Source organism: Aeromonas sp. R5-4 (assembly GCF_040908215.1).
GTDB classification, from domain to species: domain Bacteria; phylum Pseudomonadota; class Gammaproteobacteria; order Enterobacterales; family Aeromonadaceae; genus Aeromonas; species Aeromonas veronii.
The window spans coordinates 131,156-147,255 of record NZ_JBFODG010000001.1; the positions used below are offsets into that span (position 1 = coordinate 131,156).

Annotated in this window: 13 protein-coding genes; 1 reads left to right on the forward strand and 12 read right to left on the reverse strand. The window is 46.1% G+C overall.

Features of this window, described 5'->3' with window-relative positions:
- Nucleotide 1: 1 nt before the first annotated feature.
- On the forward strand, nt 2-1,366 hold the full coding sequence (locus AB5Y83_RS00565) for an efflux transporter outer membrane subunit (protein ID WP_362787711.1): 1,365 nt from the start codon (nt 2-4) through the stop codon (nt 1,364-1,366).
- Between the two features lie 534 nt (nt 1,367-1,900).
- Here the strand turns inward: AB5Y83_RS00565 and AB5Y83_RS00570 are convergent.
- The 12 genes from AB5Y83_RS00570 to AB5Y83_RS00625 form a co-directional block, all read right to left on the reverse strand.
- Entirely contained in the window at nt 1,901-2,311 is a 411-nt protein-coding gene (locus AB5Y83_RS00570) for an H-NS family nucleoid-associated regulatory protein (protein ID WP_005344269.1), read from the reverse strand.
- 607 nt (nt 2,312-2,918) lie between these two features.
- Entirely contained in the window at nt 2,919-4,646 is a 1,728-nt protein-coding gene (locus tag AB5Y83_RS00575) for a PglL family O-oligosaccharyltransferase (protein ID WP_031227806.1), read from the reverse strand.
- Nucleotides 4,647-4,663: 17 nt separating this feature from the next.
- On the reverse strand, nt 4,664-5,944 hold the full coding sequence (locus tag AB5Y83_RS00580; RefSeq protein WP_368174501.1) for a sugar transferase: 1,281 nt from the start codon (nt 5,942-5,944) through the stop codon (nt 4,664-4,666).
- A gap of 18 nt (nt 5,945-5,962) precedes the next feature.
- On the reverse strand, nt 5,963-7,096 hold the full coding sequence (locus AB5Y83_RS00585) for a glycosyltransferase family 4 protein (RefSeq protein ID WP_031227807.1): 1,134 nt from the start codon (nt 7,094-7,096) through the stop codon (nt 5,963-5,965).
- Nucleotides 7,093-8,187, reverse strand: a complete 1,095-nt coding sequence (locus tag AB5Y83_RS00590) for a glycosyltransferase (protein WP_021231165.1) — start codon at nt 8,185-8,187, stop codon at nt 7,093-7,095. Before AB5Y83_RS00590 ends, AB5Y83_RS00585 begins: the two co-directional genes overlap by 4 nt.
- Before the next feature lies 1 nt (nt 8,188).
- Nucleotides 8,189-8,956 carry a glycosyltransferase family A protein gene (locus tag AB5Y83_RS00595; protein ID WP_236395515.1) on the reverse strand — a complete coding sequence of 256 codons (768 nt, stop codon included), beginning with the start codon at nt 8,954-8,956 and terminating at the stop codon, nt 8,189-8,191.
- An 8-nt stretch (nt 8,957-8,964) separates the two neighbouring features.
- Nucleotides 8,965-10,221, reverse strand: a complete 1,257-nt coding sequence (locus AB5Y83_RS00600; protein ID WP_368174502.1) for an oligosaccharide flippase family protein — start codon at nt 10,219-10,221, stop codon at nt 8,965-8,967.
- Nucleotides 10,222-10,251: 30 nt separating this feature from the next.
- Nucleotides 10,252-12,237 (reverse strand): nucleoside-diphosphate sugar epimerase/dehydratase, encoded by a 1,986-nt coding sequence (locus AB5Y83_RS00605; RefSeq protein WP_139400826.1) that lies wholly within the window; start codon nt 12,235-12,237, stop codon nt 10,252-10,254.
- The gene (locus AB5Y83_RS00610) at nt 12,234-13,259 is read right to left on the reverse strand and encodes a glycosyltransferase family 4 protein (protein ID WP_368174503.1); all 1,026 of its coding nucleotides are present in this window, start codon (nt 13,257-13,259) and stop codon (nt 12,234-12,236) included. The genes AB5Y83_RS00605 and AB5Y83_RS00610 overlap by 4 nt, the downstream gene beginning before the upstream one ends.
- Complete coding sequence (locus AB5Y83_RS00615) at nt 13,259-14,215, reverse strand: SDR family oxidoreductase (RefSeq protein ID WP_139429718.1); 957 nt, start codon at nt 14,213-14,215, stop codon at nt 13,259-13,261. Before AB5Y83_RS00615 ends, AB5Y83_RS00610 begins: the two co-directional genes overlap by 1 nt.
- On the reverse strand, nt 14,215-15,021 hold the full coding sequence (locus AB5Y83_RS00620; protein ID WP_139400832.1) for a glycosyltransferase family 2 protein: 807 nt from the start codon (nt 15,019-15,021) through the stop codon (nt 14,215-14,217). The genes AB5Y83_RS00615 and AB5Y83_RS00620 overlap by 1 nt, the downstream gene beginning before the upstream one ends.
- 1 nt (nt 15,022) lies before the next feature.
- Complete coding sequence (locus AB5Y83_RS00625; RefSeq protein ID WP_279489113.1) at nt 15,023-16,099, reverse strand: acyltransferase; 1,077 nt, start codon at nt 16,097-16,099, stop codon at nt 15,023-15,025.
- Between the last annotated feature and the right edge of the window lies 1 nt (nt 16,100).

Here is a 16,100-nt window from a genome sequence, read left to right on the forward strand (position 1 = left end):
AATGCACAAACTCTCCTGGCTGGCTCTCTGCATGGCCCTCAGCGGCTGTAGTCAGCACAGCACCTATCAAAGACCCGAGCTGGCGATCGCCCCTGCATGGCAACAGGCAGAGGGCGCCCAACTGGCTACGCAGGCTGGCCTCTGGTGGCGGGAATTTCATGATCCCCAGCTCGACAAACTGGTCGAGGCGGTACTGGCCGCCAACCCGGACATGCATGTGGCGGCCCTCAAACTCAAAAGCGCCAGACTGGGCGCCGAGCAGGCCGATACCAACCTCACCCCCTCGGTCAATGGCACTATCGCAGCCAGTGGCAACAAGGATCTGAAAACCGGCAAAGACACCAACAGTCTGGGCCCCTCGCTGAGCCTCAGTTACGAAATGGATTTGTGGGGCAAACTTGCCTCGGTGCGGGATCAGGCAAGCTGGGAGGCGGCAGCAAGCGAGCAGGATCTCGCCAGCACCCGACTACTGCTGATCGGCAATACCCTGGAGCAGTATTGGCAGCTCGGCTATCTCGGCTCTGCCATCGCACTCGGAGAACAGCAGCTGGCCAACCTGACCCGTACCGAGCTGCTGACCCAGACCAAATACCAGGCAGGCGCCATCACCCGGCTCGATCTGGCGCAGGCACGCCAACTGTTGGCAGGAAAACAGGCTGAGCTGGCCTCACTCAAGGCGCAGCAGGAGCAGGCTCGCAATGCCCTGCGTCTGCTGCTGGGCCGCAGCAGCGGGCCGCTGGAGTATGCACCCGCTTCCCTTGCAACCCAGACCATTCCAGAACTTGCGGTGGGTATTCCGGCCGATGTGCTGGCTCGCCGCCCCGATGTCAAAGCGGCCGAATTGCGGCTGCGCAAGACGCTGGCAAAAGGGGACGAGATCCGCACCAGCTTCTACCCCAGCCTGACCCTGACCGGCAGTGCCAGCACCGCATCCGATAGATTGGCGCAGGTGCTGCAAAATCCGGTCGGCACGCTAGGGGCCAGCCTCGCCCTCCCCTTCCTTGAATACCACCGCACCCAGCTCGCCATCGAAAGCTCAGAGCTGGATTACCAGATTGCTGAAACCGAGTTTCGCAAACAGCTCTACACCGCACTGGTGGAAGTGGAAGACAATCTGGCCGCCCGCCACTATGGCCAGCAGCGACTCGATTATCTGCAGGAGCAGCTGAGTTATGCCCGGGAGGCCGAACGCCTGGCCAAGGCTCGCTTCCAGGCGGGAGCGACCGGTGTACAGGCTTGGCTTGATGAGCAGAACCGGCTGTGGGATGCCCAGCAGAGCCTGCTGGCCCAGCAAAAAGAGCAGCTCACCACCACTGCCAAAATCTATCGCGCCCTGGGTGGCAGCGATAGCGTGACGCCCCGATAGCGCTTCACCTGGCTATTCCCCACTCTGCCTACAGAGTGGGGAATATCATCGCCATAGACCATACAGAATTTCCTCTCCCACACTGCAGCCGAACTTCATTGCCCATTATCAGGGGCAGTCATGGCAGCGCAGCCAATTACATGCATCGGCGACCCTGAATATCCCGGCTATACCTTGCGGCTCTCTCTATCCCTCACGCACCCTGTGGAGATAACGATTACCGGATATTCCATCAGCAGAGAGCTCGACTCTCGCCGAGCGGCGCCCCGTGAATCGTGAGAGACATATCCGAAGCGCATATCTGCACGACGCATACAAATAGCGATATCACGCAGTTAATTCTGCACGACAAAATTAATCGCAAACAATGAGTGATATTGAGTAAAGCAACAGTAAAGTGAAACGACGGTAAAAAGGATACAAGCGAGGATGTAGATAACAATGGGGCGAAGGGGCAGATTGGATAACCACGAGCAAAACGGCAAAAATAATGCCGCTCAAAGGCGGCATTATTCAATCTCTGAACCTGACGAATTAGATCAGGAAATCGTTCAGGTCTTTACCCAGTGCTACTTGAGCGGCAATGGCTTTCGGCATACGGCCTTGACCGGTCCAGGTTTTTTCCTGGCCATCTTCTTCGTACTTGTATTTAGCCGGACGCGGAGCACGCTTGCTCTTGGCTGCGCCAGTCGCAGCAGCCGGAGCAGCGGCAGTTGCCAGCAGCTCGCGAGGATCAATACCAGCCTGCTGCAGCATTTCGGTGAATTCATTCAGCTTGCGCTGACGCTCTTCCTGTTCAGCACGCTCCTGTTCAACAGAATCGGCGCGCTCTTGGTAAACCAGGTCAAACTTCTCTTTAGCTTCCAGCAGTTGCTCAAACGGCAGCTCACGAATAGCCGCACGCAAACTGCGAATGTTCAGCAGAACTTTCAGAAACTCGTTCATTATTTCCTCACAAAAAAGTCGGTTACAGGGATAACTGTTTCAGAATAGCATGGACAATTCGCGAGAACATACAGTTTTTCTATATTAACGTTCTTTTTTTCTTAAATTTCACCATCAAGATCGAATGCTTGCCACTATCAATAACAAACTGGCTGGAATGCAGATCTTCTGGGTAGAGTGGTGATTACCATCTTGCGTTCAAGAACATCGGTATTTCAAGACTCATTAATTTCCAGTTCAGCATCCAACAAACGAGCTATGTAACCTGCTTTATAAGCCTGAGCGCACATTTCTACCATACGTTCAACATCATGTGACAAGACTATGCCTATCTGTTTAGCAATGAGCACGTCTAGAACCTGTCCCTTCACCCGATGATGAGGGGGATACTCCTAATTGACTATCAACCCATTCGACACCATCAATAAAATTACATATTAATCAATTGGTTGAGAGCGAAACATGACATTTCAAATATGCTTTTTGTAGCCCGCTTGACAGAGGTATGCGTCCGAAAACAGACTGTTCGGATACTGGCCGTCCAGAAGGTAAACAATAAAAAAGCCAGCCGTTTTTAAGGGCTGGCTTTCTATGTATCCAAATAGCACTATTTATTTTTGGTTATATTCTTGCCTGATTGGTCAACACCGGTAATCACTGCCTGTGAAGCAGACCCAGTTAAAAGGGGCTCGGTTGGATAGAGCTTAAGTGCTTCAGCTCGCATCGCATTGGCTTCCTCTGTACGACCCAATGCATTAAGCGCGATCACCATATTGGCGTATATGTTGGCACGCGGTGTATGGCGTACGAATGCCTGCCCCCACTCCAGATAAGCTTCCAGTTCGGTCTTGTTATTTGTCTGCAAGCCCACCATCAGACGAACTGAGTTCACATCAAACTCGACTCGGGTCAACCAGGCCATGGGATTGACGATATCAAGTAGCAAGGTCGGCTCTTTATACCCACCCCGTTCATATTTGGTGACTACCCATGCGGTGTGAATGGCTGTAAGCATAAAGGGAACGACCAGCAGCGGGATAGCGATCGCCATAAATCGCAGTAACAACCATGGGCGGCACTCCATATCCCACCATGATGAGAAACCCTGACTCGCCAGGTTGGTCTCCTCAATTTCGGTATCGATGATATAAATCAGCGTCAGCAACAGCCACCATAACACGATCGCATGGTAGAGAGGGTATTCCGTCTGGGTATGAAGCAATATTGGGGTAACCAAGGCAAGCAGCCCCATGGCATGCACCCAGCGCACACTCGCCAGACGCCATAATAATGCACCTCCCATGATCACCATGCCGACCATGGGTGCAATACCGCCCTCAACAGCCCAATAGAGAAACTCGTTGTGGGGGTGGTCAAGATTGTACTCAATCTGCACCATGGACGGATTCAGCGCTTTATCAGCCATATAGTGATGGAGAAAAACAGATTCAAAACTGCCGTATCCCCAACCACTCCAGGGAGCCTGTGCAATCAGTTTGGCAGCATAGGGCCAGTAAATAGAGCGCATACCACCGGACTGGTAGATCTCTAATCCGCGCTTTGCTCCAGCCAGCCAATATTGTGATAACAGACCAATCGCTACAGCCAAAATAACCAGACCCAATATCCGCCATAGCAGTCGCTGTCGATAAAGCTGAGGCATCAGTAAAAACAGTGCTAGCAGACCGCCTAACTGCCCCACTCGGGATTGCAAAACAACGAGCAGCAGTACTGCTGATAGAATGACGCCATAACGCAACGCCATCAGCAATCGACCACCCTCTCGGCGTAATTCCAGCCAGATAGCAAGGGCAAGGCCAGTTGCCATAAACGTCGCCATCACGTTTGGCTGTTGAAAAATCCCGTAAGGGCGATTGGCTTTAGTGTCATAGCCAATCCAGTTACCTGGCGTCAACAGATAGTACTGCACCAGACCAAGAGTAGCTTCGATTGCGATCGCAATCAGGATGAGGTAGAGCAAGCGATCACGCTGTAACCGATTAAAGCACCATTGATAGAGCCCAAACAAAAACAACAGACCAGCAAAAAGCCCCAGTAATCTGGGGATGGCATAATCCTTGAGCGCAAACCCGAGATAGAGCATGGGGAGCAGCATCAAGAGTGCCCCTATCCATAAGCCAGCCTGCAATGGAGAAAAGATCAGACACTGGCGTAACGTCACCTGCCACAATCCCAATCCAATAGCCAACGAGGTAAACACCCATCCCCATGCGTTAAAGGGCAGATACAGCCCTGCGCCTCCGGGGTTGTGCATAAAAAAATGCACTCCAAGTAACCAATATGATGAAGATAAAATCCAATACAAGCTGCTCATATATTATTTCCGTATACTCAACGAGCCCCAAACCCTGTCAGCATTGTTTTCATAGTTTTGATTACTATTAATAGATCAAGCCAAAGCGAAAAATTCTTAATATAATAAAAGTCATATTCTAATTTTATACGAGCACTATCTGTATCAGCTGAGTAGCCATGCATAACCTGAGCCCATCCGCTTATACCAGGACGGACCATATGACGATACATATAGAATGGTAACTCAGACTCAAACCTCTCTACAAAAAAACGCTGTTCAGGTCGTGGACCAATCAAGCTCATATCCCCTTTAAGAACATTTAAAAATTGCGGGAGCTCATCAATTCTATATTTACGAATAAAATGACCAACACGAGTAATCCGTTTGTCAGCTTCCTGAGCAAAACATGCATTGTCTAATGATGAACTGTCATGCATACTACGAAATTTATATATTACAAAATCTTTATTACCAAACCCAACTCTTTTTTGCTTAAAGAAAACAGGGCCGGGGCTTTCCAGTTTTATCAAAATTGCCGTTATAATTATCACCGGTATAGAAAAGGGAATTGCAATTATAACAATCAAAAAATCAGCAAGTCTTTTTAAAAAGAAATAAAACAACGAGGGAATAGCAGAACCCAAGTCATTTTCATATAATTGCTCTACGCTGACTCGGCCTGTTAATGATGCATATATAGTTTTGCTGTGATAGATTGGTATCCCTAACAAAACGAAATCAGTTAATAACTTTTGCCATTCACTCGTCAAATCAGATGAGTGAAAGTCAGCAACTACGGCATTACCACAAAACAGAGATATATCAGGTTTGTGAAGAATATTCCATTCAACAGCAGTCAAGGCACACAGTTTCTGATAATTGCCAACCGGGATGATAGAATACTTAACTTTGCCAGATCGTACCCCTAAGTCATAAATAATCCAGCAAGAGACTAAAGCCAATATATACGAGCTTATAATTACTGGTCTACTATACTCAAGACGAAACAGAAGCAACACACCGAATAATATACCATACACTGCAGTTACTGTTGGAATCATATATGATAAGGCATTAACTCCAGGATAGCAAAGCACTCGACTCAGGAAAAAACCAGCCGTAATACATGTTATAAAGATGCCTAAAAGTGAATTTATCTTTACATCATCAAGGATATTCCAAAAGTCCCCTCCCCAAAACAAAAATGCAGGTAGTACTGTTGATACCAAAGATGTAAAAAAGAACATTATAGTATAATTAAACCGTACAAGGTCATACCAACGACCACCATATGGATAATAGCTGTTATTTATCATGAAAAACTCATTTAGTCATCAACCACAGGGGTGAACGCCATCGATATGCTGAGCCAATATATCAAAATATATGCCAATGATTTTTTTTTCATCGAATCTGGCACTGACAAATTGCCTCCCAGCATTACCCATCAAGGTTCTTTGAGCTGTAGTCATTCGTATGAATGTCATCATCGCATCAGCCAATGATGAAACATTTCTAGCTTGACAGAGTAACCCGGTTTTCTCATGTAGCAGTACATCTCTACATCCAGGGACATCAGTAACAATAATTGGCTTTGCCATTGCAGCAGCTTCGATCATAGTTCTTGGCAATCCTTCGCGATAAGAAGGTAACACAATACAATCACTTTCCATTATGATAGGCCTAACATCATGTGTAGTACCGAGATATTCCAGCACACCTTCATTGACCCATTCATGCAACTGTGCATATCCGATCGCTCTTGGGTTATCAGCCTGAACATCGCCTAACAATTTAAACTTTATGTTTGGATGACTAATGTGAATCTGCTTTGCGGCTGCTACATATTCTCCAATCCCCTTATCCCATAACAACCGCGCAATGAGCAAAAAACTAACCGAGTCATCTTCAGCAAATTTCGCTGAAGGATAAAAAAAACTCAAATCAACACCCTCGCCAGGTAGTAACAGAGTCTTTCTTTCATATACCAACTGTCTTGATACAAATTCAAGGCGATCATCTTCATTTAAGAAAATGACTAGCTTAGGATATTTAAACGCGAATTTATAAAGCAATCTTACTACTTTAGGCACCCAACCATCATTCATAAAAGCATATCCTAACCCAGTGGTTATAGCCAAGGCAGGTGTGCGACAAAGATGTGCAGCAAAAGAACCATATATATTTGGTTTTACCGTATAATGGATAATTAAATCCGCATTAATTCTCCTATATATTCTTACGAAATCAAATATTAGTTTTAGTTCAACAATTGGGTTGACTCCTTTAGGGGATAGTGCCAACGGTATAAATGAACACCCCAAATCACAGAGCGAAAAAACTGTATTATCAGGTGGCGCAACAATGGTTATGCGATATCCATGTTGTATAAGTGCAGATAATAATCCGCGGCGAAAATTCCACATTGACCACGCTGTATTGCTCACCATACAAAGATGTTTGCTCATGTGTAGTCCTTGTACAAATTTAACCAACGCAGACAGATAGTCTCTATTGAATAATGGTTAATAACCCGAGTCCGAGCCTCCTTGGTCATCACCTCTCTCTCAAGCGGCGAGAGCATCATAGCCTGCTCAATCGCGGTAAATAGCTGCTGACTATTTTTAGAGGGGACAAGCAATCCAGCAGAGCCAACCACTTCCCTCACTCCACCACAATCGGTGGCAACCACTACCCGCTCAGTAGCCATAGCCTCAGCCAGAACTAAACCAAACCCCTCCCAAGCTGATGACAACACAAATATATCTGCTGCACTCATCCAATCTTCAACATCATAGCGCAGCCCCAAGAAATGAACTCGCTCGCTAATCCCTTGTGCGCTAGCGATTGTGGTTAAGCATTCTTTTTCCTCACCCTCACCTATGATGACCAACTTAACATTACTGAATCTCGAAGATAACATCGCAAATGCAACAAGCAAATTTTTATAGTCCTTGGCAGCGGTCAGTCTACCTACCGAAATTAACAATATGTTATTGTCATCAATCCCAAGCTGAGTGCGTAATTTATTTCTGACTATGGCGTTAAAATAAAAACGTTCCGTATCAATACCATTATACATGACTTTAATTCGCCCAGCAGATACCGCACCTTGTTTAATAAAATCCTCAACTGCCTCTTGGCTTACATTTGTGTTAAGATCACATAACCTTTCGGTAAGCCGGTATGCCAATATACGCCACCCTCTCCCCTCGTTAACACTATGCGCAGAGCAGATAAGCTTCGGAAATGATACAAATAATCGTAATAACCGAGCAAAAATATTTGCATGCACCATATGGCTATGCACTACATCCGGTTTATATTGATTAAGTAACCTGATCGCCTGCCAGTATGCTTTGAAAACACTAAGTGGAGTTTTCCTCATCTGCAGTGAAACGATGTCTACTGCAGTCGAATGTGGGCGATTTATAATTTCATCGGTCATCGAGATAATTAATATATGGTGGCCCAACCTAATAAATTGATCTGCCAAATCGCACAATTGTCGTTCAGCGCCTCCCATACCAAGGCCTGTGATTACCATCGCAATTTTCATGCTATTTCTTCAACCAACAGTAAAGAATACACTGGAGACTTCTGACACATGCTTTGACCTTGCCGGACAATCGAGTATCTCGGATCACCTGGTCTCGATAAAACAAACCAAAACCACATGGATTACTTCTTAGATTTTTTTTAAAATTTGAGGTGTAGCCATCAGGAAGATATTCACACAAGTATATTACTTGGTCTACATAAAAAACTATCTTACCTATATCGGAAATTTTATTCCATATATATAACTCTGGTACAAACTTTTCGTCCGGAAACTCTGGAAAAAGACACTCGCGCATAACATTAGTGCGAAAAACATAAGCCAAGTCACCTTTTAATATATGCCCAGCCATGATAGGCTGCATTACCATTGACTTGTTCCATGCTGTACCAGAGATACCAATTATGTGACCAGATAATGTTGCTTTTCTAAAACACATCCCAACAAATTCCGATCCAATATGATTCATAACATCATATAGCTTGACAAGAGCATCACCAGTTAATAAGTCATCACTATCCACAATAATAATCCATTCACCGGTCGCATGAATCACACCTTCATTTATAGCGCGATGTTTCCCTCCATTTTCTTTATAAAAATAATTGATTGGAAAGTCAGATTTAACTCTATAATTAAAAATAAGCTCGGCGGTACCATCAGTGCTACCGTCATCGATTACGAGCCATTCAAAGTCCCGTCTTGTCTGCTGACACAAACTGTCATACAACCTTGGTAAAACATATGCTCTGTTATAAGTTGGCGTCATTATTGTTATCATTGCACGACCTTACACACGCAACCTTTATATTGATGAATGAAGTATATCGACATCGTCGCAGCCATCAACAAAAAAGCATTAGTTATGTAAACGATATAAATGTCATCGGAGCGAAATACTTTTAGCAACAGCCAATAGTTGAATATGCTTATAATTAATAGAGAGAACCACTTGCACATTATCAATAAATATTTTTTATCACGGTATAATCGTTGCATTAAAACGCTATCCACAGCGAAAAAAGAAAGCGCAGGCAACATCATAATAGCTAATTCTGCAGCTAACTCATAATCTTTTCCAAATATAAAATAAACAATTTCATGTAGCCATAACCAACCCATTAATTGCAAGATACATGCAACTAATAACAGTCCTAAACAGACCGTATGTATTTTTTTTACTCTGCGCCCATATAACATCATTGGCGCTATAGACTGCACAACTATACCAAGTAAAAGTACTCCCTGCTCGAGCATTTGACTAGCTACACCATACATGGCTAGTTGTTCATACCCTAAGTAATGCTCGATGAAAAAGCGATCAATCCTCATATAAATCAGCATCAGCATTAATGGTACCCAGAGCGCCCCACCTCGACTTAACATTATCACTGCCACTTTTTTATGCCAGTCCCAGATGCCACCTCTAAAATAAATAACACAACTCAGAGACATAGCTAAAAACATTGCTTCTATTGCCCGGCTTGAATAGATGATGAAATAAGATGAAAATACAAGAGCGAGGCTGACCAAAAGCACTCTTAATAATAAAATTGCAAGACGAATTGCAACAACAATGCCTATATTTGTGGTAGCTTGATAGTAGTTGGCTATTACTGAAAATGGTTCATTAAAAATGAGCGACAGTGCCAATAGCATCAGCATTAATCTTACATCTTGATCTGCGACAATAAAATTTGCGTAGACTAATGTGACAAACAAAGCAACCAAAGCGAAAAGTAGACGAAAAACAAATACTGAAGATAGTATCTTCCAACGCAAATGAGGATGCCGAACTAACGCCGGAACAACAACTTCCGAGCCGGCAATCAATGTAACTGATGACAATAAAATGACGGCATTGAGCGAATATAGCCATTTCCCATATAATGACACACCGAGTAGATGACTAATTACCCCCTCGCAAAAAAAAACCAACCCAATGGTCACCATTTTTTCAAATAATAGAATACTAACATTAGTAATAATTGCGGCATATTCTCGATAAAATGCCACAATCTGGCCTAATCGCATCCAAGTTGCCTCATTATAGAAACAGGTAACTCAATTTCTAGCCAGCAAAAAATGAACATTGTGTACCGGTAGCTTCACGATGTTCTCCGTTATTGTATGCTGCTGCTTCGCTAGCCACACAAGATCACAAATCCCATCAGTTGGCTCAAAGGCCGCAGGGGCATACATAAGAATGTCACGTACTTGTTGGTGATCAAAACGGTGACAAGCCTCATCCAGCGAAGCCAGCAAGGGCCTCAGACGAAACCAAGGCAGCCAACTCTCTTGTGCCACCATGATCCTGGGGTGTTCGGTTCCTCTGGCATCATCACCAATCAGTAACTCTTCGTAGAGCTTTTCACCCGGCCGTAACCCCGTCACCTCGATGGCAATATCACCATCGGGCCGCTGCTCATCACGCAGTGTCAGACCACTCAGGCGTATCATGCGCTTCGCCAGCTCCATGATCCGTACCGGTTGCCCCATATCGAGAACAAATACGTCGCCCCCCTCCCCCATTGCGCCAGCCTGGATCACCAGCTGGGCAGCCTCAGGTATTGTCATGAAGTAACGGATGATGTCGGGATGAGTAAGGGTAATGGGCCCTCCTTTATCTATCTGCTGTCTGAATAACGGTACCACAGAACCCGAAGATCCAAGCACATTGCCAAAACGCACCATACAAAAACGGGTTTGATGCTTTTCACGGGTCAAGGCTTGCAAGATCAACTCGGCCATACGCTTGCTGGCGCCCATAGTATTGGTCGGCCGCACGGCTTTGTCGGTGGAGATCAGCACGAATGTCTCGACCCCAGCCTCAATGGCAGCCTGTGCAGCATACAGTGTTCCAAATACGTTGTTGCGCACTCCTTCAATGATGTTGAACTCGACTAGCGGGACATGTTTATAAGCTGCTGCATGGTAGACCGTCTGGATCCGAAAACTCTGCATCACAGTCTTGAGGCGATGCTGGCGCTGCACTGACCCCAGTAACGGCACCAGATCCGTTTCGATTTCTTCACGATGACACTGCTCCCGCAGGTTTTTGTGCAAGACATAGAGGGCGTATTCGGATAGTTCGAACAGTACCAAGGTGGATGGCCGACACCGCAAGATCTGGCGGCATAGCTCAGAACCAATAGAGCCACCGGCACCTGTCACCATAACCGCTTTTCCTGTGATATTGGCTTCCATTAATTTTGTCACCGGCTCTACCGGGTCTCTGCCCAACAGATCGTCGATGGAAACCTCATTGAGCTGATCTATGCGAGCCGAGCCATTGACAAGATCGGCCATCCCAGGGATGGAGAGCACTTCGCAAGAGAGGGGCTCAAGTGCATTGATCACCTCCTGGCGACGCGCTCTGGTGCTGCTCGGCATTGCCAGCAAGATCTTCTGTACCCCATGGTGGTCAATCAGGGCTGGTAACTGAGCACTGTGATAAACGGTACAGCCCTGGATCACGCATCCCTGTTTAGCGGGATCGTCATCAATAAAGGCGACGGGATAAAACTCATTACCTTGCAACAAGGCCATTTGCAGCTGTCGACCCGAAGAACCCGCTCCATAGATCAATACCTGGGTACGAGCCAGACGGGTGGTATTGAGCAGCGCCCGGAAAAACAGCCGCACACCACCGACCAGCAGCACCAAAAAGGAGAGATAGATAACAGATACCGTTCTGGGCAGAAAGATATCAAAGTAAAACGCAGAGAGAACAAAGAAACAGGTTGAAAGAAATGCCCCTAGCGAGATTGTCCATAAGACCCGAAAGCTGACATATCGGAGTACTGCGCGATAGAGCCCCAGCCGTACAAACAAACTGATGCTGACAACGATAATTGCGCCAAGCAGTGCCCAGTGATGAGGGCTATCGATGGGCCAGTTATGTTCAAGCCGGATCCAGTACGCTCCCCAATAGGTCATGGTGATCAAGAGCATATCAACGGCGACAGAGATGACACGCTTACTGGCTCGTGATAAGGAGCCCAGGCAAGTCAGTAGCCAACCCCCTCCGGGTAAAAGCTCATTTCTCATTCTGGTACTCCTGCATTCAGGTGATACGCAAGAAAGGCTAACGGCAAGTAGGCAATGACCAGACCGATCACACCATCGAGCTGGCCCAATACAATCATGACAGCGATCGGCGCAAGCCATAGGCTATTTATAAGAAGCACAGCCAATGTCACGTTTCGATGACTTTGCCAACGTCTCGCCAGATATTGATAGCCATGAGTACGATGCGCCTCGCTCAGACGACATTTCAGACGATAACGATTCAGCAACGTCCAGGTTGCATCAACCACAAATACCCCGAGCATGACGAGCCAGCCCCACAGGAATTGAGGTGCAGAAACGGCATCCAGCAGCATCAGGGAAGCCAGCATCAAGCCAAGAAATCCGCTGCCACCATCCCCCATAAAGATCCTGGCAGGTGGAAAATTCCAGCACAGGAAGCCCGCCGCAGAAATTCCCAGTAGCAGGATCAAACTGGCAGACGACCACTCTCCCCCAACCAGATAGTGAAATAACGCCATGAACAGACAGACGACAACGGCCTCGCTGGCCGCCAAGCCATCGATGCCATCCATAAAGTTGTACAGGTTGATAAACCAGATCACCCCAAGCCAGGCCAGCAAGTAACCAAACCAGGCAAGATCAAGCTGCCAGCCAAAGATGGTCAACTCTGACAAGCCATTCACCGCAGATACCACCAAAGCTGCCGCCATGCTCTGCACAATCAGGCGGGTTCGGGGCTTGAGAGATATATGATCATCGATAAAACCAACCAGTGCAATGCCAAGAGCCGCAACCCATATCAATGCGAAGCTGCTCTGGGATACCGTGGAGGGCAGTGGGAGCAGGGTGACAAACAGCGGGGCTGCCAACAGAAAGGTCATCACGATAGCCATTCCACCGCCTCTCGGGGTAGGCACCAGATGCGAACTGCGATGATTGGGTTGGTCAAGCAAGCGGGTCTGGGCGTAACGCCTGAGCAGGCCGGTCATGGTGATTGAAAGAAACAGACAAAATATCGACAACAAAACAAATGCCAGCATCAAGACGACTCACTATGGATCGACGACATCAGAGATAGGGTCTGAGAGAGCGAATAGGATGCCGACCATTGTAATCGGCTTTGAGCCTTACTGGTATCCATTTCCAGAGAGCCATAAATCCGTTGTAGCTTGGCATCAATCCCCAAACAGCGTCCAAGCACTCTTATTACTCCTGGTGGGAGATAAAAGAGCCGACAGCTAACTCCTTCTGCTTCTGCAATCGCCACCAACAACTGAGACGTCGACACTGCGACAGGATCTGCGACTAAAAAGACCTGGTTCACTGCGGCAGGGTGCGCCATCGCATGGGCAATGAAGTCACACAGATTAGGTAACGCCAACAGGCTACGCGCATTGGTCAAACGGGCAAAAGGGAGCGGGATCCCTTTGCGCACCCACGTCATCATACTGGCAAAGTTAGCCTTCACTCCTTCTCCATAGATAAGAGGAGGACGAATGATGGTTACAGCCATACAACTCTCTTTCGCGAGTGCCATCAGCCCCTGCTCAGCCTCATACTTCGAGCGTCCATAGGGATCTTCTGGCGGACTTTGCACATTCTCATCAAATGGCTTGCCTGGCTCGGTCTGCTCGCCATTCACTTTGATCGAACTGATAAAGATGAAGCGCTTTACACCGGCCTCTGCCGCCTGCCGAGCAAGCGTGAGGGTGCCCTCTGTATTCACCGCTCGAAATGCTGCCAGGGGATCTGTCGCTGTATCCGACATCACATGCACCCTGGCAGCACAGTGAACAACCACATCCACCTGTTGCAATTGGGCTGTCCAGTTGGCATCCGCAGTCAGAGAGGGAGCCTGAACATGGTAAGAAGCCAGCGGGTGACTTCGCACCGCGCCTTTCACATTGGCTCCACATCTAATCAGGTGTTCACAGACCGCTTTGCCTACAAATCCGTTGGCACCTGTGACCAAGACTGTACTTTTGATATCTGCCATTACCACCAACGCCAACCGTGAATATTGAAGAAAGTCACCATGGAACGCCCAAACATCCAGATGTGGCGCCAGCCTTTGCGGGATGCATGCCCACCGTGATGAACGACCTTCACCTGAGGGACATAAGCAATCCGACTGATCTTTCCTGCCCGCAAACTGATGTCAAAGTCTTCAAAATAGAGGAAAAACCGAGGGTCAAACCCTCCGAGCTGCTGCAGAACATCTGTGCGGAACAGCATAAAACAACCACTGACAATCGGTGGGTCCCACAGCACGTCATGATTGTTGAGCTGATCTGCCATCTCATATTTCGCCAAGCGCGTCTGGAATAACGTCTTCACAAACGCGGGTGCAAAACCACGCAACAGTAAATCAAATACGGTTGGATAGCGTTTGCAAAGCCGTTGTACCTCACCATCTTCCCATGTAGCGAAAGGCGTCAATAATCCGCAATCCAGATGTTGCTCCATAAATTCAAACGCATTTTTCAGTGCATCTGGAGCAACTTCAAGATCTGGGTTCAGGATAAGATGATATTTAGCATCAGTCTGTAATGCACGGTTATGACCAGCCCCAAACCCTGGATTTGACTGTGCAAAAATCAAGTCATGATCATCTATAAAACTCTTGCTTACATCTTCATTTTTAATAGCAAAATCACTCGATGGTGAGTGGTCTACAACTATCAAGGAACTCACAACCCCAGCATCAGTTACTGCTCTCTGTAATTTTTTGAAAGTTGTTGTTATCATTGACTTTTCAGTGCAATAAGCAACCACGGAAATAGATAAATGATATTGGCACATGCTATTTAATCCAGTGATCACGCCACAGTAAAATATTGCGTTCAAAAACGTTATAAATAACCGCCGAGACAATTAGCGTAGCAAGTATAAAACCAAGCCAATATAAAATAGCAGTATCCTCAGTCACATTTGGCAAATAGAAACCCATAGCACTTAACACTAATAAATTTACGAGATACGCAGAATATGACCATCTGGCAATTGGCTTTACAAATCTATAGAATAAATTATTAACCCTTAAGTTAATACCAAAAACAAGCAGACCAGCAGCAGCGAGATTCGCTATTGGAAATAATAAAATTTTTAATAACAAGCTGTCATCCATAACTTCATCTGGCTGCATCGAGATAATAATAACGGGTATTAGCAACAAAGCTAAGAAAGGTGCTGCCTTAATTGTTATATCTCGCCATAGTTTACCATGGTAATAAAAATAAGAGGTTAAGACCCCAATCATAATTGAATCAAGACGTAATAATGCTGTCGATCTGACTTGATTAAATGTTAAACCAGGCTCTAAACACACAAATATTATGCGCATCATCAAAGAAAACACTAGCAATATAAAAAGAGTAACCAACAATGTCCGCACAGGAGAACCTTGCCAAGTAAAAAGCATTAGTATTGGTATAAAAAAATAAAAAATTTCTTCAACTACCAAGCTCCAAGCCTCACCAAAAAAACCAGGATGGGGCGATAACAAGCTTTGCGTAAATGTCATATAACGCCATAATTCTGGTACCGATTCAGGTCGCCATGTGTCAATAATCAGCCAATTTAAGAGTAAGAACAATAAATAGTTGGGATAGGTCCGTAAAAAACGACGCCCCCAAAATTTAGGAATCCAGCGCCAACGGCTATCACTTTTAGAACTCTTTTCTATAATAATTGAGCCTATTAAAAAACCAGATAATACAAAGAATATCTCAACCCCGAGAAAACCACCAAACTTAAAAAGTTGAGCATCTGGAAAAACAGGAAACAATAGACGACGACCATGTGAAAGCAACACTAAAAGGATAGCACTAGCTCGACAAATGTCGAGCCAGTGATTTTCTTTTTCAATATGGCTCAACATA